General features: G+C 38.9%; 21 protein-coding genes. 2 read left to right on the top strand and 19 right to left on the bottom strand.

Going from position 1 to position 19,819, the window contains the following annotated elements; translation table 11 throughout:
- Positions 1-64: 64 nt before the first annotated feature.
- The 13 genes from CLV81_RS04705 to CLV81_RS04645 all read right to left on the bottom strand — a co-directional run bounded on the left by CLV81_RS04705 (position 65) and on the right by CLV81_RS04645 (position 12,323).
- On the bottom strand, positions 65-862 hold the full coding sequence (locus tag CLV81_RS04705) for a hypothetical protein (protein WP_106143888.1): 798 nt from the start codon (positions 860-862) through the stop codon (positions 65-67).
- 53 nt (positions 863-915) lie between these two features.
- Positions 916-1,728, bottom strand: a complete 813-nt coding sequence (locus CLV81_RS04700) for an alpha/beta hydrolase (protein ID WP_106143887.1) — start codon at positions 1,726-1,728, stop codon at positions 916-918.
- 86 nt (positions 1,729-1,814) lie between these two features.
- Complete coding sequence (locus tag CLV81_RS04695; protein ID WP_106143886.1) at positions 1,815-2,294, bottom strand: DinB family protein; 480 nt, start codon at positions 2,292-2,294, stop codon at positions 1,815-1,817.
- Between the two features lie 24 nt (positions 2,295-2,318).
- Positions 2,319-3,584 carry a serine hydrolase domain-containing protein gene (locus CLV81_RS04690; RefSeq protein ID WP_106143885.1) on the bottom strand — a complete coding sequence of 422 codons (1,266 nt, stop codon included), beginning with the start codon at positions 3,582-3,584 and terminating at the stop codon, positions 2,319-2,321.
- 98 nt (positions 3,585-3,682) lie between these two features.
- Entirely contained in the window at positions 3,683-5,017 is a 1,335-nt protein-coding gene (locus CLV81_RS04685; RefSeq protein WP_106143884.1) for a serine hydrolase domain-containing protein, read from the bottom strand.
- A 259-nt stretch (positions 5,018-5,276) separates the two neighbouring features.
- The gene (locus CLV81_RS04680; RefSeq protein ID WP_106143883.1) at positions 5,277-6,161 is read right to left on the bottom strand and encodes a nuclear transport factor 2 family protein; all 885 of its coding nucleotides are present in this window, start codon (positions 6,159-6,161) and stop codon (positions 5,277-5,279) included.
- A 74-nt stretch (positions 6,162-6,235) separates the two neighbouring features.
- Positions 6,236-7,144 (bottom strand): helix-turn-helix domain-containing protein, encoded by a 909-nt coding sequence (locus CLV81_RS04675; protein WP_106143882.1) that lies wholly within the window; start codon positions 7,142-7,144, stop codon positions 6,236-6,238.
- Positions 7,145-7,318: 174 nt separating this feature from the next.
- On the bottom strand, positions 7,319-7,918 hold the full coding sequence (locus CLV81_RS04670; RefSeq protein ID WP_106143881.1) for a hypothetical protein: 600 nt from the start codon (positions 7,916-7,918) through the stop codon (positions 7,319-7,321).
- Positions 7,919-8,028: 110 nt separating this feature from the next.
- Positions 8,029-8,958 (bottom strand): helix-turn-helix transcriptional regulator, encoded by a 930-nt coding sequence (locus CLV81_RS04665; protein WP_106143880.1) that lies wholly within the window; start codon positions 8,956-8,958, stop codon positions 8,029-8,031.
- A gap of 98 nt (positions 8,959-9,056) precedes the next feature.
- Entirely contained in the window at positions 9,057-10,205 is a 1,149-nt protein-coding gene (locus CLV81_RS04660) for an NAD-dependent epimerase/dehydratase family protein (protein WP_106143879.1), read from the bottom strand.
- 65 nt (positions 10,206-10,270) lie between these two features.
- A complete protein-coding gene (locus tag CLV81_RS04655; RefSeq protein ID WP_106143878.1) occupies positions 10,271-11,344 on the bottom strand; it encodes a helix-turn-helix domain-containing protein in 1,074 nt (357 codons plus the stop codon).
- Positions 11,345-11,460: 116 nt separating this feature from the next.
- Complete coding sequence (locus CLV81_RS04650) at positions 11,461-11,886, bottom strand: VOC family protein (protein WP_106143877.1); 426 nt, start codon at positions 11,884-11,886, stop codon at positions 11,461-11,463.
- Positions 11,887-12,032: 146 nt separating this feature from the next.
- The gene (locus tag CLV81_RS04645) at positions 12,033-12,323 is read right to left on the bottom strand and encodes a hypothetical protein (RefSeq protein ID WP_106143876.1); all 291 of its coding nucleotides are present in this window, start codon (positions 12,321-12,323) and stop codon (positions 12,033-12,035) included.
- Positions 12,324-12,596: 273 nt separating this feature from the next.
- On the opposite strand from CLV81_RS04645, the gene CLV81_RS04640 reads away from it, so the two are divergent.
- On the top strand, positions 12,597-13,214 hold the full coding sequence (locus CLV81_RS04640) for a TetR/AcrR family transcriptional regulator (RefSeq protein WP_106144906.1): 618 nt from the start codon (positions 12,597-12,599) through the stop codon (positions 13,212-13,214).
- On the opposite strand, the gene CLV81_RS04635 is transcribed toward CLV81_RS04640, so the two are convergent.
- From CLV81_RS04635 to CLV81_RS04625, 3 genes are read right to left on the bottom strand one after another with little or no spacing between them, the layout of a single operon-like run.
- A complete protein-coding gene (locus tag CLV81_RS04635; protein WP_313790279.1) occupies positions 13,215-14,264 on the bottom strand; it encodes a glycosyltransferase family 9 protein in 1,050 nt (349 codons plus the stop codon).
- Positions 14,248-14,856, bottom strand: coding sequence for a DUF4254 domain-containing protein (locus tag CLV81_RS04630; RefSeq protein WP_106143875.1), 609 nt, complete (start codon positions 14,854-14,856; stop codon positions 14,248-14,250). Before CLV81_RS04630 ends, CLV81_RS04635 begins: the two co-directional genes overlap by 17 nt.
- Before the next feature lie 37 nt (positions 14,857-14,893).
- On the bottom strand, positions 14,894-15,823 hold the full coding sequence (locus tag CLV81_RS04625; RefSeq protein ID WP_106143874.1) for a hypothetical protein: 930 nt from the start codon (positions 15,821-15,823) through the stop codon (positions 14,894-14,896).
- A gap of 39 nt (positions 15,824-15,862) precedes the next feature.
- Here CLV81_RS04625 and CLV81_RS04620 point away from each other — a divergent pair, with 39 nt between their 5' ends.
- The gene (locus tag CLV81_RS04620; protein WP_106143873.1) at positions 15,863-16,084 is read left to right on the top strand and encodes a DUF6341 family protein; all 222 of its coding nucleotides are present in this window, start codon (positions 15,863-15,865) and stop codon (positions 16,082-16,084) included.
- Here the strand turns inward: CLV81_RS04620 and purD are convergent.
- Genes purD through CLV81_RS04605 form a run of 3 tightly spaced genes read right to left on the bottom strand, consistent with a single transcriptional unit; the run spans position 16,079 to position 19,639 of the window.
- Positions 16,079-17,350 carry a phosphoribosylamine--glycine ligase gene (gene purD / locus CLV81_RS04615; RefSeq protein WP_106143872.1) on the bottom strand — a complete coding sequence of 424 codons (1,272 nt, stop codon included), beginning with the start codon at positions 17,348-17,350 and terminating at the stop codon, positions 16,079-16,081. The two genes, CLV81_RS04620 and purD, sit on opposite strands and share 6 nt — an antisense overlap.
- Before the next feature lie 42 nt (positions 17,351-17,392).
- Positions 17,393-18,370: a UDP-glucuronic acid decarboxylase family protein gene (locus tag CLV81_RS04610; RefSeq protein WP_106143871.1), complete on the bottom strand. Its 978-nt coding sequence runs from the start codon at positions 18,368-18,370 to the stop codon at positions 17,393-17,395.
- A gap of 3 nt (positions 18,371-18,373) precedes the next feature.
- Positions 18,374-19,639, bottom strand: a complete 1,266-nt coding sequence (locus CLV81_RS04605; protein ID WP_313790278.1) for an exopolysaccharide biosynthesis polyprenyl glycosylphosphotransferase — start codon at positions 19,637-19,639, stop codon at positions 18,374-18,376.
- Positions 19,640-19,819 lie beyond the last annotated feature (180 nt).

The raw sequence follows: 19,819 nt of genomic DNA, 5'->3' as shown, positions 1-19,819 counted from the left end.
AATAAACCAAGAGTGTGTAAATTGGAGTGGCCCTGCACAAGTAACAAACTCTTTCCCGCGAAGGTTATAGGTTATTGGGCACAGTAATTTTTAATTCATAGATGATTTCCATCAAAGCAATCTCATATCCATATCCAATTCCGGAAACAAATTCGTTAGGCAAACCATTTTTCTTTAGTTCCTCTTTGTATTTTAAATAATCAGTTAGAATCTTTTTTGGTGGTCTTTGTACAAATTCAGATAGGTATTTGTCAGCTATATCTTTCTTTTCACAACTCAATACATATTGAACTGTGTTAATTGGGTTTCTTAATTCGAAATCGCCATTTTTAATTTCATTAATTACCAGTTCTGAACTTTGCAAGTCGTTAAAAATCTTGATTAATTTTTCTCTTACCATTTTTGGAATGGTTGTTATGGCATCTTGGTAATCTTTATTATCGGCCAGATTCCAAATTATTTGTCCTTTTTTTGGGTCAATCAGAGTTCCAATATCAGAATCAATCAAAGTGCTTGAAGAAAAACCAATTAAGGGTTTTGATTTGGAAAACTTTTCCAAGTCTTTTGATGCTACAAAATAATGACAATTTAATTCGACGTATTGCCCTTTGACATTATCTCTATTTGAGGAAAACCTAATGGTTAAAAGATACTTTTTATCGGAACTCTCGAGTTTAAGTTTTTGTTGACTTTTGGCATATTTAAATCCACTTTCAGATAATCTATTTGCAATTTCAGAGCAAGTTCTTAAATATAATTCTCGTGGAATTTCGCCATTTCCTTTTTTATTCCGATTAGAGGAACGTTCTTTATTTTGGAACATAAACTCCGTCAAATCCTCTATGGTTTTAATCCACTTCATTTTGTGCTTATTGTGCCTAAAAATCGTATTAATGGCTGTTTAGGGTTGAGGTTTTAGTCATCCTCAAAGAAATCACTAAAAAATAACAATTGGTATTTAATGGAATTGGCCCAATAGTCCCAATTGTGGACTCCTGGTCTTTCAATATAGTCATGAGCTATGTTTCGCTCTACCAATTTTTTGTGTAGTCTTTGGTTGGAGTCAAAAAAGAAATCATCATAACCGCAGTCAATAATCAGTTTTAAGTCTCCATCCAGCAAGTGTACTAAATTGATGACCGTATTTTCTTCCCAGACCGCTTTGTTTTCTGGGTAGGTTCCCAATCTTTTTTTAATGTCCCAATTATTGGGAAAAGGCCGAATATCCACACCCCCACTCATGCTCCCTGCCGCGCCCCAAATGTCTTGATGTTTAAATGCGAGGTACAATGCCCCATGACCTCCCATGCTAAGGCCTGTAATGGCCCTGTCTTTTTTCTGCTTTGAGGTGTTGTATTTTGTATCGACCGCTCCCACAAGTTCGGAGGAAATGTAGGTTTCATATTGCACACTTTTGTCAATAGGGCTATCATAATACCAGCTTGTCTCTCCTCCGTCAGGGCATACGATAATCATATTAAAGGTATCTGCGTATTCCCTTAATTCAGGAACCTGCCAAATCCAGCCCTTATAATCTCCTCCAGCGCCATGAAGCAGATAGAGCACCGAGAACTGCTCTTTTTGGAAAGCATAGGAATCCGGTAGAATTACTACATTCTTGATGTTCTTGTTCATGGCCATGCTCTCCACCACCAAGGTATCGACCTTAGAGGCGAAAAGACTTAAGCTGCTACCCAAAAGCAAAAGCATTATTAGTTTGGTTTTCATGCGTTGAAAATTATTTCAAATGGGAATTCCACGTTTTTGTAAAGTTCGAAAATTTTGAGGAGTATGGTCTATAGTTCAAACTCATTCTAATCCTCGATTGTTCCTTTTATCATTTTCCTAAGCAATACTACTTGCCCAAAATGGTAGTAGGAGTGTTCAATGATAACATCAATATTTCGGTGATAGGTGCCATACTTTTCGTCCACGAAGGTCTGTTGTAGTTTTTCTTCCGGCAGGTTTTCCACAAGCTGGATAAGTCGTTCCGCATCACCACAAAATTTATTCACTAGGTTTTTCCAGTCTTGTTCTGACGTAATGGGCGGATAGTCAAAACTATATTTGTCCCTAATCTCAAGATTGCCTCCTTCAAGCACACTTGCCACACCTGCTATATAATAGCTGGTATGAAAAGTCAAATCGGCTATAGTATTCAACCCATGCATTTTTTGGGTGGACTCTTTCCAATTCAAATTCTCAATCTGCGCTTTGAAATTGGTGCCAATCACCCATTTGCCTTCGGTGAGGACTTCTTTTAATCGGTTTGCTAAAAGTTGGGTTTGTTTCATTCTTTGCTCAGGTCGGTTGTGGGGCTATTCACCAAATAGTGTGGACTTCGCCAATTGCCTGCTTATATTTCTAAGGTCGTGATAGGTGCCATCCCTATCTGAAGTGCCAAAATAAGCAATAACCAAATCCTTTTCTGGAGACACATACAAACCCTGACCATGGAAACCGCTTTTGTAAAAATCACCATCGGCCATGGTAAAATCCCATTGATAGGTGCAAAATGCCGGTTTTTCATCGTCCATTGAAAAGATTAAGGGAATAGACTCCGATGCTTCCAACAATTTAGGTCTTCCCCCTTTTTGAATTTTTTCCAAATGGGCCTCACTAATTATACCTTGGGGTCCCGAAGGGGTAAACAAAAGCCCAAATCTTCCCAAATCGCGCAAGGTGGAGCTCATGCCTCCAAATGCTGCGCTTATGTTTCTTTTCGGTGTCACCATGAGTCCATCATTTTCAGTACCCATGGGTTGCCAAATTTCTGCCTCCAACACATCGGTATAGCGTTGACCCGTTACTTTTTCGATTAGCCAGCTCAACAGAAAGGTGTTTATCCCCGAGTAGTCATTGGACAGGCCTTGTTCCTTGTAGCGCTCCATTTTTGCAAGCCCCTCATACGGATTTGCGGGTGTGGTCTCTATGGAGGGTGACCACCCGATAGAACCCTCAAACTGCATATAGCATGAGTTGAGGTTGTTATACGTTTCCATACCCTCTTCAAATTCCCAACAAATGCCAGAGGCCATATCCAGTATGTTGATGATGCGTATGTCCTCCCAAGCTGTGTTTTTGAGTTCGGGTATATAGGTTTCTATGGTCTCGCTAACATCAATCAAACCCTTATCTTCCAAGATGGCAACCAGGGCCCCCGCAAAAGGTTTGGTTACAGACATATAAAGATGCTTCTGGTCCGGATGCATTCTGGGGTAGACCTCAAATACTATTTTTCCTTTGTGTATCATAAGCATTCCATCTACAGGTGCTTGGTGAACGTAGTTGGCCAAGCTTACTTTCTGTTCTTTTAGCGATACTTGAAAGGAGTCAATATCCTTATTTAAGGCGAGGGGCAAGGGTTGACTATTCTCAGATTTTTGAAGGGTAATATTGGGGAAAAATTCTGACATATGGGTATATACATACCGCGACAGGTCTCCTCCTTCAAATTGGCTTGTTAGGTTGAAACGTTCATGAAATTGTCGCTTTACGGCAGCAGATTGGCTTGGATTGCTTTGGCAAAAAAGCAGGCCAGAGCTTATTAAAAATGCAGAAATAAAAAGAGGTGATTTGCTCATGACCAATCAATCAAGTTAAGTAATTCGCTTGGTATCAATGAAATGTACAATATTTAAAGTCACGTATGAGAATTTCAGATAAAAAAGTGAAAGTCAATCTACTGGTGCGTTCTTTTTATGCCATAGATGTCAGAGCAGTTAATCGTGAAACCTTCTTCTGTGGTATTCGAAAACCAAATCCATAAATCAATACTGGGAACATAAAAGTAGTTCTCCCCGACCTCATACATATTATACGTATTTGCCCCAATCGCAATGTTTAATTGCCCATCACTCTCGGTAAAATGAACAACCCCAATCTTTTCAACGTTGTATGAAGCTGAGTTTATGTTTTCCTTCGCTGGATTAATAGGGTTGGGTTGGGTCAGTTGCCCCGGTGTATTATTCAAAATACTCAGCAGCTGTGTGACCAACTGTGGTCTTAACCCATACTCTATGGAGGTGTTGCTTACGTACACAATAGACCTTTTACGATTCGTGTCGAAATAAACCATGGTGTAAAAGCCCTTCCAATGTCCGGTAAAATGAAATTGGTTTTCATCCTCCAAGACATACCAATGCAGTGCATTTAAACCGCTGATACTACTTTTCGTTTTCAGCAATTCATTCAATCTTGTACTATCAATTATCGTGTTTGCATAAAACGATTGACTCCATTTTAATAAATCTGATGCTGAAAAAAACAAGTTGCAATCTCCATAAAAGCCCTCATAATCTTCCAAATCTGAAGGTTGTAGACTATCATTGACCTTTTTGTATCCTTTGGTCCGGTCTTTAGGCCAATCTTCAAGCCTTGCAGGGCGAAGAAACCAGTCCGTAATTTGTAGCGAGTCAGCTATTTTAGCCTTGATAAATTGATTATATGAATTTCCTGTAAGTTTCTCAATGATTATCGCCAACAAAATATAATTGATGCCATTATATTGGAACTTGGACCCTGGTTCTGACAAAAGGGAGGGAACACTGTCCGTTATCACCTTCAGAAAAAAATCATTGTCAATTACGTTTCCTTCTTCCGCCTGATTAAAAACAAAGTCCTCAGAAACTAATCCCGAAGTATGGTTGAGCAGGTGTTCAATGGTAATGCCATCATAGGGAAACGAATCAATATGATTGGCGACCCTATCGTTTGTGGAAAGTACATCCCGTTGTTCAAGAATATATATGCCCAAAGCGGTAAACGTTTTTGCCATAGATCCTGCATCCATCGAAGTGTATGTCTGGAAAGGTATCTTCTTTTCAAAATCGGCAAAGCCAAAACCCTTGCTATAAACCAGTTCGTTGTTTTCCGAAACCATAATAGCTCCATTAAACTTGCCTTGATTATACAACTCGCCCATTAGTTCTTCAATTTGAGCAGTCTTATCTTGCTGGGTGCATCCACAAAGAAATGAAACGAGCAAAATGAAAAGATATAGTAGTTGCTTCCTCATGGAGTTTTCTGATATTTATTGTTGAGGTAGATGCACTTGATGCGTTTAAGAATCACTTGTGCCGATAGGCTATTAATACATATAAAGTTACTCTTTATTCCATTTCTCCATATCAGGCTTGAAGGCTACCTGGGCAGCCCCTAAGCATTATGCGAAGGAAATACTCGAAATGACACCTTTCTCCTAAACGAATAAACAAAAATCAGCTTCAAACTCTGCCCAAGCTGATTTTTTTGTATGACTATGGTTTTAAACCTCGCTACTTTATTACCATCTTTTCTGGGTCCCAATAGCCCAAATGGCTCACTATTTTTCCTTTTTCGTTATAGGTGGTAACGTTTATTCCCTCAAAAGTAGCTTCCTTACCATCATTGGTGATACCCTTACCAGTCCATTTGGAAGTGGCCACAAGTCCATTCACATAAATGTATTCGGGATAAAGCCCAGCAGATTCAAAGGATGACATAAAGTTTTCGCCAATTTTGATTATCTCTTCCCTGCCATTGGGTGCGGGGCTTCCGTATGGGTCATTGATGTAGGCGTTCTCGGCAAACGTATTGGCCCAGATCATGGCATCTCCACTTTGTGTGGCCTTGAAGTAGTTGTTGGTCCACTCCAACACTTGTTCTTGGGTTATTTCCGGAGTTTCTCCAAGAATAATTTCCCCTTTACCGTCTTCAAAGAAGCCATTCACGGAAGTCACTGTTAACCAACCTCTTGCATCTTTATATTTTCCGGTCCCCCCTATAAACTCCCCAGATACTTTTATGGTCACTTGACTTCCATTTACTTCAAACTTTTGGGCTTTATAAGAAAGAAACAACAAATCGGTATCCGGTGCCGAACCTTCAAACTCGAACATATTGATTTTCATGGTTCCGAACAGTTCGTTTTCGCCATTAAAAAGAACCCGATTCGCAGTTGCACCGTTAATATGTGTGTTCCCTTTTCTTCCGTTTTCAAATTCCCAATGCCAAGAACCAGTCAATTGTCCGGCTTGTGCAAAGATGAAAGGTGCGTTGTTTTGAATGGTATATCCTTCTGCGAATTGATATCCTCCAATTACTTTAAATTTTAATGTTTCCTGTGCTTTCATCGCTGTTATTGTTAGTAGTGTTACCAATAGAAAAACTTCTTTTTTCATCTTGTTTCATTTTGTTGATGTAAAAGTATTTCGGTAAATCCGCGATGGATATAACAAAAGATGGAAGCAATGTCCTATTTCTGGGATTGATGCTCTTTCCGGTAGGTAGCCGGTGTTTGCCGGGTCTGTTTTTTGAAGAATTTCCCAAAATGTGAGGGTGAAGCAAAGTTTAGGGTATAGGCAATTTGTTTTATGTCTTCGTGGCCGTATCGTAAAAGGTTTTTGGCCTCCAAAAGAAGCCTTTGGTTGATATAGTACAACGCATTCTTACCTGTGGATGATTTAATGGTTTCGCTTAGGTGATTTGGCGTAACGTTGAGTAAAGCTGCATATTCCTTAATACTCCTTTTTGACAAATAATAGTTGTTTATCAAATTCTTATACTTCACAAAAAGCCCTTGATTCTTGGGCAATGCTTCAATGGTTTTCTCCCTTCTACGATATAAGTCGAGGCATTTGTAAAGTACCACCTGCAAATAATGTCTTAGGATTTTTTCGGAAAATGAATTTCTCGGTTGATGATATTCTGAGAAAAACTCATCAAAAATATCGACTACCCTTTGGTTCTCTTCTTGGTCGATTGGGATGGCATTTAGTTTATCCAATTCAAAGAACAAAAACTCGCTTTGAAAGTCTGCGGGCTCTTTAGAAAGGTAGTCTTGTTTAAAGTTCAATATGTATCCTTCAATATTTTGGTCTCTAACCCAAGAATATACATGATTTGGTGAAATGAAGTAAAGAACGCTATTGAGCTCATTTACTTTTTGATGGTTTATGTTCAATTCTGAACTTCCAAATCCCTGAATAAAGGATACCTGATGAAAATCTTTTGTATGGGGCTGAATGGATTCGATGGAGTCTTTTGTAAAGTCTGAAAATCGATAAATATGAAGATTTGGGTTCGTGGTTTGCACCGGCACATTGATGTACTGGTACAAATCATTCATCTCTCTAAAATTCAGTATATCGATTTTACCGTCCATTCATTTTGAGTGGTAAACGATTAAGATACAACTTGTATAGCTCATACACGTCATATCCAACATTAAACCATGTTCAAGGCATGCGTGCTAGTTCCAAAGGTTTCCAAAAAGATATATCGAGAATACAATCTTGTCCAAAACAAAGCTCGAAATCATAGGCCTAAGATTTAGAACTCAAGAATTTTCTTGCGGTTCCAAAGTCATCTTGAACCCGTAGTAGGCATTAATCAAGTACATTATATTGGCAAGCGGAGCAATGGCCAACGCTTGACCCCAGGTGATGACCTCGGCAAAAACAATTAGAAAAACAACCAGCATAATTCCGGAAAGTGAAAATGCAACGATTCTTAACCATCGCTTAAGGTGTACATCTTTCATATATAATAGGAATAATCCGGTGAAGAAAATAACATTCCCGAATATAAAGACAACGGTCGCCATCTCATTGGCCATTACGGCAAGTTCAATAGGGGTATTTCGGTATCCGCCGAGCATAAAGGGATAGGTCAAAAGTAGGATAAGCTGTCCTACAGATACTATCGTCCAACTTATTTTCTGGGTTCGAAATGCAAAGTACAATGCACCTACGGCAATTAAAGTCATTAAGAGCAGTTCAACTTTCCAATGGCTGCCAAACACATCCCAATGCTCGTTAATATATTGATACCGTTCTTCTTTACCTTGTGGAGCTTGGCTCATCATATAGATGTAAATTCCAATGATACCATTTATCAGAATTGAACCAAGGGACCAGAATAATCGTGCTAGTTTCATATCGTTTGTTGTATTGGATAATTTAGGTTGTTTTTTACTCAAACAAGTCTAGTATATTTTTGGATTGGTTGATAGTGGCAGAAGCCAAAATTGTAGTGCCAAAAGCTAATTCAGCCCTTTACAAAGTCGGAAGATGGAACCACATTAAAGTAGTTTTTATAAGCCGAAGTGAAATTGGAAGGATGCGAATACTCTAGTTCGTGGCTCAACTCAACTGGTGTTTTACGACCTTTTTTAAGTTCGTTCCTGGCGTATTCCATTTTGATGGTGAAATGGTATTGATGGGGCGGCCTACCAAAGAATTGTTTGAACGAAGCTTTGAATTTCGATGGACTCATTTTTGCGATTTTAGCCAATTCGCCAATCGAGGGTATGTTATTCGACAGCGGGTTTTTCAGAAACCCGGAAGCAGTTAAAAGATTATGAATGTCATCGTTGTGCAACGCTATCACTTTTGATTGTGAAGCATTTGATTTGATTTTATGGAAGAGATGCTCAATAACTTCCATCACAATGGCATGACATTTAAGCTTGTTGTCCATCCCTTTTATGGCAACCCGAATTCTCTTTTTGATGTCGTATTCCAAATCTTCATAAACCAAGAGCTGTCCATTTTGAATAAAGGAATCTTCATAATAAGTGTCTATAAAACACTTTGGAATACGGATTGTTGCCAGTTCGGACCTATGGCCTTCTGGAAAATTGGTTTTTACTACAATGCCTGGGCAATACAGCAACACCCCAGAAGGGACAAATCTGTGATAGTCCGACGGATGCTTTTCGGTTCGTTTTAAATGTATATCCCCACCAATATTCATATGGATCACATACCACTCACTTTCCTTGGCGTTGATGCTCGTCATGAAAACAGGAATCCTGTGCTCCACTGGGGCAAAATAGTAGAGCTCTGTCTGATCCGGGAACTGTACCTTTTTGATTTTGTCCATGGAGTAGCCTGATGCCCTATCAAAGGCCTCCGAACCAATAATGTTCCGAAATTGTTCCTTGAAGTCTTGTTCTAAATCTAATGTGATTTTCAAGCTTGCCTATTTGGTTGTTCCCCTTGTAGTGAAGTTCGGAAATTTTCGCTAAAAATGGGAAGATAGCCTTGCTCTTGATAGTACGTTTATGTTTTATGCTATTTGCTAGCTAGCCATTTGCGTATCACCTCTTTTTCCTTTTCCATGGAAAAGTACTTCAGGGTATTTTCACCTACCGTCGTTCCAAAGCGAACATCATCTTTTGGAAATCTGTTTTTATAACCCGCTATCTGGTCGGCCAGCATATCGGTCACTGGGCGATTGATCAACCCCGCCGAAAGTGCTTTTTGTATATTGAAATAGTAGAATCCAACAGGTTGCTCACGCCAGAAAGGCACTATTCTATAGGGTAGTAACCCTTCTTTTTCCAAAAACTCACCATCAATCCAATGTAATTTATCCGGCTTCTGGGTAACGTAAGACAAACAAGACACGTAATCCTTGAATGTCATGGTAGCATGCGCCACATTGAACTCCCCATACGTTTTGTTTTCCGAACACTGCACTAAAAAATGAACTAAGCTCTGCACATCGGTAAACTGAATGTAATGATTATCGATTTTAGGCACGAGAATTTCCCCACCACGGTTAAATCGAACAGGCCAATACGGTTGGTCATTGGGGTCGCTAGGGTCGGTAACCCTGTAATCCTTCATCCCAGAAGATCTATAAATAGTGTACCGGTTGGTATGTTTTCTAATGGCCTCTTCGGCAAAGGTTTTCCGAATGGCGTATCGAAACTCTTCACCTATTGTTGTTGGTTCAGGTGGGAGCGGATTTAAGGGTTCACTTTCCACAATGTATTTTTTGTCCCATTTATCATATACCGAAATCGTAGAAATATAATGGTAGTGCCCAATAGAGTCTTTAAACTCTTCCAAAAAATCAGATACGGCCTTGGGGGATTTTTGCCAGGTGTCCACCACAACATCCCAATAGGTTTCCTTGTATTTTTTAGCAATAGCCTTGAGACCTGCTTTGTTTTCACGTTCCCTGTCACAAATAATCACAGGTAGGTTCGGAAAAAGGTCAGCATTCGTTTTGCCTCGATTCAGCAGGGTAACCTCATTACCTGCCGCTAAAAGCGCCTTCACGATTGAAGGTCCAATAAAGCCCCGGCCACCAAGCATAAGGGCTTTTTTACCATTACTTTTATTGACCAATCCGGCATTTAATGCTTCAAAAGGATTCGCCAAAACCGCTGTAGCTCCCAGAGCTGATGTTTTCAAAAAGCTTCTTTTGTTCATCCAAACAGTGATTAAGTTATGCGTGCTAAGAAAACACTCCCCGTATGAATTGTGGTGAAGCTTAATTAAGAACTACTGATTTCACTGAAGTACTGCTTGGGTGTTTTGCCCGTTACCTTCTTGAAATTATGGAAGAACGATGATTTTGAATTGAAGCCCGATTCATAACCAATACCTTCAAGTGTATAATTCATCTTATCAGAAATTTTAAGTTTAGCCATGGCGTGCTCTACTCTTTTGGAATTAATTAAGGTGTAAAAGGAGGTCTTCATCTCCGAATTGATAATTTGGGACAGATGATGCTTGGGAATACCTACTGCATCCGAAAGTGTCGACAAAGAAAAGTTCGGGTCCAGATACGCTTCATTCGTATTTATAAAATTGTTGATGGTGTCCGCATACTTCGCAATGTCTTCTTTCTGTAAAGGACTGTTTTTGTAATTGTTTTTGGTTTCCAGAGAAATAGTCTGCTCTGGATTATAGACGATCCCATACCTCAACCCAAAATACCCGATTGCTGTTAAAAGCACCACATATCGGATTACATCCCAAAGTTCAAAATAGCGTACCCCTACGGATAATTCCACGGCCATCCTCAAGATACTAATGCCTATGCTGAACAGAAATAGCAGAGCTATACTACGAATCCAACGAAGTGCCAAAACCATATTGCCTGCATGGTTGTCCTTAAAGTATTTCATTTGTTTCATGCTAGAAAACAAAACAAAAGCAGGGTAAACAGTTAATGAAGCGATTTTGGGAAACAGAACGATAAGATTCCAAGATGAGGCAAAATCGGAGTCGATGAAGAAGCCTAAAAAGGTAAAAATCAGAAAAGGAATAAAATGAAGACCGTCTGCCAAGTGCCAGTTTTTATTGGTCAAGGATTTATGGTATAGCAGGAAAAAGGGGCCATGTAGGAACCCTAGGGTCATGGTCAATACAGAAAACAAAGCCAGTGTGGGGTAAACGTCCTTGCCCATTCCACACAATAGATGAAACGAAAATATCAAAAACCAGATGAACAAAATCCGGTCTGGGAATTGTTTGTCCTTCTTGGCCAACAGCAACAACGCAAATAGAAGACCTTGCACTGCACCAATACCAGAAACGATGTCCAAAAAACCCGAACTATTCAAAATATCATGCTTTTACAATTACCTAAATCCTAGTGTGAATGAAGCTCGAGATTTTTCACGAAAAAGCTTAAAGACCTTAATTCTGAATAAGATGTTACCAACCGTTGCATGGATATTTATTCGGCTAGATTTACTTGCCAGGAAATACCATATTTGTCTTGAACCCATCCGAATTTTTTACCGAAGCCGTAGTCACCAGTTTCGTAGTTATCCAAAGGTACCATGACCATACCATCATGGGCCACCAGCTTTTCGAATAGGGTGTCTATTTCTTCTTCGGAATCACTATCTACAAATAGGGATACCCCGGGCGAAAATGACCATTTATGGGCATAATTACTTTCGGATACGCCATATTCGGTGCCGTTTAAGGTAAACACTCCGTATTTGATAAGCTCGGGGGTTCCACCAGCCTCGCCTTGGGCGTAGTTTGTAATGCTCTTTACCTCAGAATTTGGAAAAAGAGAAGTGTAAAACTCAATAGCTTCCTTGGCTTTACCACATTGGTCGCCTACAAAGGTTAGAAAGGTTGTTGTTTTCATTTAAAGGTTTTTTTGATTCAGAATGGCCTGAGGGGATTCGCCTTTGTTCTGAAAATTGTTATTCATTTTGTTAGTAACTTAAGTTCTGAATTTTTTTCGAAAAAACACTTTGGTAAATGAATAAAATGGAGGTCGTATGTCTTGAATCATTTCATGTCTAGGTGTATTCCCTGAAGCAGAAAATTGAATAGACTTTCCAAATCCCAAAGACCCCAAACCACAGGCAGGAAAAAAAGCAATAATGCCAAATACCTCAAAATAGCTTTTCCTGTTTTATGAGCCAGAAAAATAATTCCATAGACCAAAACGTAGTAAATCAGGAGAAACCCAAAGGCAATGCTGAACAAGGGTACAAATCCGCCCATTAACAAGCTTGCGATAGCCAAAACAAATAGCAATACCAGCAGAATTGTAGTTGCAACCTTTACTATTTTCATAGAATGATACATTTCAATAAGTTCTGCTAAAGTTCTGAAATTCTTCAACGCATCCCTCTCTTGATTTCACGAATGGTTTTCCTTTTACCCCAAAAAACAATCCCTTAAACCGACTGACGGGTTTGTTCTTTTTTTCGTCATTCCGGTTTTAGGCTGATTTTTCACATTTCACCGATTTTTCTTACAGATTTGTCCTTGATTCTTGAGAACAGTATCCTTCTCCTGGAACTTTGTAACAGACTTAAAGGTCTACTACATCAAAACCCGAATCTTATGGAAAAGAACCTCAAATCTCGAGTTACCATAAACAGACTGTGCTATAAAGGTCTGGATGTTTTCTCCAAAAAAGGGTATTACAATACCAATTTGGATGATATCCTGAAAGAATTAGAACTTTCAAAAGGGGCCTTTTACCATCATTTTAAATCCAAGGAAGATTTCTTTATTCATATTATACAGAGTTTGGTCGTGCAAAAAGTATATGCTCTTTTGATTGAACCGTTGAACACCCATGAAAACCCTTTGCCTATCATTTTGGATAGTATCGAAAAAGCTTTGGAACCCAATAAAGGCAATGAAATGGTGTATGGATTCATGCTTGCTGATTTTTTGACTGAGTTCAACAAACGTAATGCGGAGATAAGCAGATACTTGAAAGATATTGTCCAAATGTGGGAAGTGAATCTAGTTTCCCTACTTAAAAAAGGAAAAGTGGATGGACATATTGCACGTCATTTGGATTGTGAGGGGATTGCTGCTTACATTATCGCTTCTTTCTTAGGAATCCGTACCATGATGTCGGATAAAATCTCCCGCCAGAGCAGGTATTTATACCTTCAACAGCTTAAGCACTATTTTGGTTCTCTTAAAGCAGAACCACAGTTGATGTAATCAGTTTCCCAAAACCTCCAAAATCTTGTCAGCAACCCTTTGAGGTGAAATTGTCTCCATCACCTTTTCATATCCTTCTGGCACTTTGTTTCCATACACTGAAGTTGGAATGCCTGGGTATTTTTCCCTATCCGACAACAAAGCGTTTTCCAAGGGTTGATTAAAAGGATAAAATCCGGAATAAGGGTGGGTTACTCCCCATAAAGTGACAACGGGAATATTGTAGTTGGCTGCAAGATGCCCATTTCCGCTATCCATGGACACCATAACATCCAAGTTTGAGATAATGGCTAGTTCTTCTTCCAGCGAAAGTTTGCCTGCTAGATTCAGAGCATTGGAAAACTTACCAGACATTTCTTCAAGTTGTCTCGTTTCGTCTTCGCCCCCACCAAAAAGCAATATTTTATACTTATCGGTATTGTCAAGTTCATTGATTACTTCTTTCATTAATGTCAGTGGATACATTTTACCCTCATGGGCTGCAAAAGGGGCAATGCCAATCCATTTCTTGGTATCCTGACCAATAAGATTTACAATTTTCTCCGGAAGTGGTTGCCTTTCCAAAGGTTTCCATTCGGATAAGTCAATGGGAAAATCCAAATCACTGAACACATCGGTGTACCGTTCATGTGTGGTTTTGAGTGGACCGAATTCTTTATTCTTCAAGCGAGTCAGTGCCTTCTTTTCCCTTCTTCCCTTGTCAATTTGTTTAAAAGAAATTCCGGTCAATCCAAAATACTTTTTCAATACATTGCTTCGCAACACATTGTGAAGGTCTGCAACTGCATCAATATCCCTACTTTTGAGTTCCTTGTATAACCGCCAGAGTCCAGGAAAACCCTTATGCTCGCTTTTTACATTCGCAATATGTACATCAACTCGCGGAATTGATGCAAACATTGGTGAAAAGCTTTTTTTGGTAAGTACAGTTACCTTTATGTTAGGGTATGTTGCAATAAGTGTGTTCAGGACGGGTATCATCATTGCCACATCTCCCATGGCCGACAGACGTATTACAAGAATATGGACGGGACTATTCTTTTTGTCCACGCAAAACCGGGTTTAATTCATCATCATTGTACATTTTCATCTGCTTGTAGACTTTCATGTACTTGTTCCCCGCTTCAATATCGGCAAGAAGTTGGTCAATCGCTGAAGAAAGATCTTTGCGTTGTTCCAAAAGCACTTCCAATTTGGTATTGCACTTTAGGATATGTTCTGGGGAAGCATCCGTTCTATTGGCCTCCTCTTGCATATGATAAATTTTCAAGGCCAAAATAGAGAGTCGATCTATGGCCCAGGCCGGGCTCTCCGTGTTTATAGTAGCGTCTTTCGAGACCTCAACCGATTGGTATTTTTTTAAAAAGTAACTGTCAATATACTCTACCAAATCCGTACGGTCCTGATTACTGGCGTCAATTTTTCGTTTTAAATCCAATGCGGCCACAGGGTCAATGTTGGGGTCACGGATAATATCTTCGTAATGCCATTGGACCGTATCTATCCAATTCTTTCTATATAGCAAATGTTCTATTGTATCCTTTGGATACGGATTGCTGAAATCCTGATAAACATCGTCCTTAATGTGATAGGTGTTTATGCTTTCCTCAAAAATAGTATTGGCCAATGTAGTAAAAAGCATGCTTTCCGTTCTTTTCGCAAAGATATTGCTTTCAGATTTACGAACTCAATTGAACTCCAAGAATGAAAAAAGGAAGAAACAATAAAATGACAATGGCAACTTCTTTATATCTGTTTTGTTCAAAGCTCTCTAGGTAATTGGTGATAAACACGGAAACTGGGAAAAACCCAAGGAGTGCGGCTCTTTCTCCCTTTACGCTAACAAGTAGTATAACAGAAGCCAATAAAAAAGAAAAGAAAAGAATACGCAGGGCCAGTAGTTTTCCGCTTCCCCTTTGTCTCAGCTTCAAAAAAACCAAAGTCATCACTACTAATGAAATGAAAACAAAAACTATGGATTTTATCATTTCAAATCGCTTGAAGTCCTCACTTAAAAAGTTCATCTGAAACCGATAATGTTCCTTTAAAAAAATGAGGTTGTCATAAAGGTGAAACGATGTTATGGTCAATATACCCAGGGTGATTATGGCCACAAAGGGGATAAACCAATTCTTGAAAGTTGCCCGATCATATAAATTAATCACCAAAAATACCAGGGTTAGAAAGATAAGTGACCAATCTACAAATAGGCTAGCAATACCAATAAAAAGAGAGGCATCAAAAATCTTGTGCTTTACATTTTTAATTGTCTTAATGGCCAACAAGCGCCAGAGCGCCAACAGTAAAAAAAAATTACAGAAAACCACATTGGTATCCGTCATGCTTTCGGGAAAAACCACCAAAAACATTACAAAAAACAACATAGCAAACGAACTAAATCCGGTGACTTTTTCCCTACGGATGATTTCATTGACAATTAGCATCTCAATTACCAAAGCTGCCAAAACCAGAAAGTTCAAAGCATAGTTATCTCCAAAGATTGACGTAACTGGTCCATAAATCCCATATAACAAAAAGAACAAAACCAAGAATGTGGACAGAACCACATAATTTATGGGTTTTGTTTTACTAAAAAAACTTGAAATCATTTTTGGTTTTGCTATTTTTGCAGGGTAAATATAGCTAAGATGAGCAAGTTTTTTTACGGCATTGAGGACTTATTTGTAAATGTGCTTTTTGCCCCATATGACTTTTTTCGTTTCATGGAAAGTTGGTGGGCCGCCAACTCCATTAACTGGGTATTTTTCATTGTTGGCTTTATAGCCATGCTGTATTGGATGCAGCAGTTGAAGATTTTTGACTCAAGAGGAGAGGAAGATAAAAGCATCAGCTCCCACTCTTACCTATAGGTCAAACCCTAAGTCTTTTCTATAATAGATTCCTTCAAAATGGAGTTTCTCCATATTTTGATAGGAATTCTCTAATGCTTCTTTATAATCCTTACCAAAGGAAGTAATGGCAATTACGCGACCTCCGTTTGTAACCACCTGTCCATTCTCCCATTTAGTTCCTGCATGAAAAACGGTGGCATTCTTTACCTTTTCAATACCCGTAATGGTTTTACCTTTTTCATAAGCCTCAGGATAACCTCTTGAGACTGCCATTACCGTTGTAGCGGTTCTTTTATCAATTTCCAATTCAACCTCATCAAGTTTTCCAGCGGCCATTGCTTGAAGCAACTCAACAAAATCATTTTTTATTCTTGGAATGACCACTTCAGTTTCTGGGTCGCCCATACGAACATTGTATTCGATTACTTTGGGTGCATCACCCACTTTAATCAACCCGATAAAAATGAATCCTACATAGGGTAGGTTGTCCTTTTTTAGGCCATTTATGGTTGGTTTAACAATTTGTTCCTCTATTTTCTGCATAAAATCTACATCTGCAAAAGGAACTGGGGAAATGGCGCCCATACCTCCAGTGTTAAGACCAGTATCCCCTTCTCCAATTCGTTTATAGTCTTTAGCCGTGGGAAGTATTTTATAATTCTCCCCATCGGTCAACACGAAACAGCTCAATTCAATTCCGTCTAAGAATTCTTCAATCACAACAGTACTGCTGGCATACCCAAATTTGGCATCCATCAACATGGATTTAAGTTCTTTTTTGGCAACTTCCAAATCATTAAGAATCAAAACCCCTTTTCCAGCGGCCAGTCCGTCTGCCTTAAGCACGTAGGGTGGATTTAAGCTTTCCAAAAACTGAAATCCTTCATCCAATTTGTCCGAGGTAAAACTTTGATATGCTGCAGTGGGTATACCATGGTCCATCATAAACCTTTTGGCAAACTCCTTACTTCCCTCCAAAGTGGCTGCAGCCTTCTGAGGTCCAATGATTTTCACATGCTTAATCTCTGGGTCATTCAAAAAGAAGTCATGGATACCGTTGACCAATGGGTCTTCCGGTCCCACCACCACCAACTCTATTTGTTCTTTTAGAACTAGCAATTTAATTTCCTCAAAATCATTGACCCCAATAGCAACATTGTTTGCAATTTGAGCCGTACCGGCATTTCCAGGGGCTACAAAAAGTGATTTGAGCAACGGACTTTGGGAAATTTTGTGCGCAATGGTGTGTTCGCGTCCACCGGAACCAAGGACTAGGATGTTCATCAAAAGTATTTTTGGCAAAAATACGCTTTGGAACGAATTTCTTTATTTGTTATTTGAAAAATCCCGATGTGCTTTCCAAAGCTCTTCTTCAGATAGGGATTTGAAGTACTCGTACACTTGTTTCAATCCTTCTGAGCGTGGAACCCTGGGCTCCCAATCCAGAATCTCTTTAGCTCGAGAAATGTCAGGTTGTCTTTGCAACGGGTCATCTTGTGGAAGCGGCTTGAAAATAATTTTTTGGTCTGTCCCTGTTAACTTTATAATTTCCTCGGCAAACTCCAAAATTGTAGTCTCATCCGGGTTACCTATGTTGATAGGTTCCACGTAGTCACTCATCAACAAACGATAAATACCTTCAACCTGATCATCGATATAAGTAAATGAACGGGTTTGGGAACCATCCCCAAAAACAGTCAAATCCTGACCTCTTAACGCCTGACCTATGAATGCTGGCACCACACGACCATCATTCAATCTCATACGAGAACCATAGGTGTTGAAAATACGCACAATACGTGTATCCAAACCATGATGGCGATGATATGCCATGGTAATGGACTCCATAAAGCGTTTGGCCTCGTCGTATACTCCTCTGGGCCCTATTGGACTTACGTTACCATAATAATCCTCGTTTTGCGGGTGAACCAACGGATCTCCATAGACTTCTGAGGTGGAGGCCACTAAGATTCGGGCGTTTTTATTCATGGCCAACCCTAATAGATTCAGAGTTCCAAGGGAGCCCACCTTCAAAGTTTCAATAGGAATTTTTAAGTAATCTATCGGGCTAGCGGGAGAAGCGAAGTGCAGAATGTAATCCAAATCTCCGCCTACATGTACAAAAGTGGATACATCATGGTGATGGAACTCAAAATTTTCCAGGGGAAATAGATGTTCAATATTCTTGAGATCGCCTGTTATCAGGTTATCCATACCAATTACGTGGTGTCCTTCAGCAATGAAACGGTCACAAAGGTGCGACCCAAGGAATCCCGCTGCTCCTGTAATTAAGGTTTTTTTCATAAATCAATATGCTTTAGCTTCACCCCTAAGGGCATTTATTATGGTTTGAACGATAATTTTAAAATCTAAAAACATGGACCAGTTTTCCACATAAAAGATATCTAGCTTAATTCTATTCTGTATGTCGAACTGACTCTCAATTTCTCCTCTATATCCTTTTACTTGTGCTAAACCAGTGATTCCAGGTTTTACAAAGTGCCTTACCATGTATTTATCTACTCTATCGGAATATTCATTGGTATGCTTTACCATGTGAGGTCTGGGTCCGACCACAGACATAGTGCCAAAAAGTACATTATAAAATTGAGGCAATTCGTCTATACTAGTTGCTCTAATAAATCTCCCTACCTTAGTAACTCTCATATCATTTTTAGTGGCTTGTGAATCATCGGCATTTCCGTTTGGTGCCATAGAGCGAAATTTATAACAATAAAACTCCCTATTATCAATGCCGTTTCTGGTCTGCCTAAAGAAAACTGGCCCTTTCGACTCAAGAGAGATTAGTAGTGCCAATAAAGGTGTAAGCCAAGAAAGAATTCCCAAAATCACAAAAATAGAGAACACAATGTCAAAACTTCTTTTTAAAAAGGAATTTAATGGAATATGAAGAGGAATATCTCGTAAAGAAAGAATAGGTATATAATCATAATATTCAAACTTTAATTTTTTAGAAAAAATATTTTTATTGTCCGGTACGAACTTTAAGGTCTTTAAGTTATTGTCCGCAAAGTTTACGAAATCGGCCAATTCATCGTTCCCCAAGTCGGATACAGAGCAATAAATTTCATCAACATCCTTTTGCGAAATATAATTGAAACAGTCTTGAAGGCTAAAATTGCTATCACTTAAAGAGAATTGCTTCAGAAAATTATAACCAAACTCCCTTCTTTCAGTAAATACTTTTACAAGTTGGTCAGTTTTTCGGTTCTTTCCAATTACCACCACATTCCTTAGGTTCCCTTTTACCCTTTTCCGATAATTCATGAGTGACAAATAACCAATAAACTTTAAAGTGAACACAGCCAATAGAACAAATACAAAATACTGTGCTAGTGCCAAACGGCTCATCACGGGTTGTTTAAAAAAGCCAATAAACGCATAAAGAATTAAGAAAAACAAAACGAATTGCGAAAAAATCAATCGCAGTATTTGTGCAACTTTTGTATATCTGTAAACTCGATAAAAGTTGTTCTTTACAGCCACAATAATCCAAGCTAACGAAATGTAACCGTGAAACAAGATCGGCCTCTGTAAATTTATGGGAAGCATGTAGGCAAAAAGATTTATTATCAACAAATCAAGAAGGTATGAGATAGGTATAATAAATCCTGAATATCTTTTTTGCCTGAAAAACATATTTAAAAAATGAGTTAGTACCCTCTTTTTTTAGGATGAAACCAAAAAACCTTAGCTTAACGGTTTTACATTTTATTTTCAATACAAAACTAG

This window comes from Flagellimonas meridianipacifica (genome assembly GCF_003001695.1).
Taxonomy (GTDB): domain Bacteria; phylum Bacteroidota; class Bacteroidia; order Flavobacteriales; family Flavobacteriaceae; genus Flagellimonas; species Flagellimonas meridianipacifica.
The sequence above is the reverse complement of the archived record's forward strand: the minus strand, read 5'-3'. Positions and strand labels throughout refer to the sequence as shown.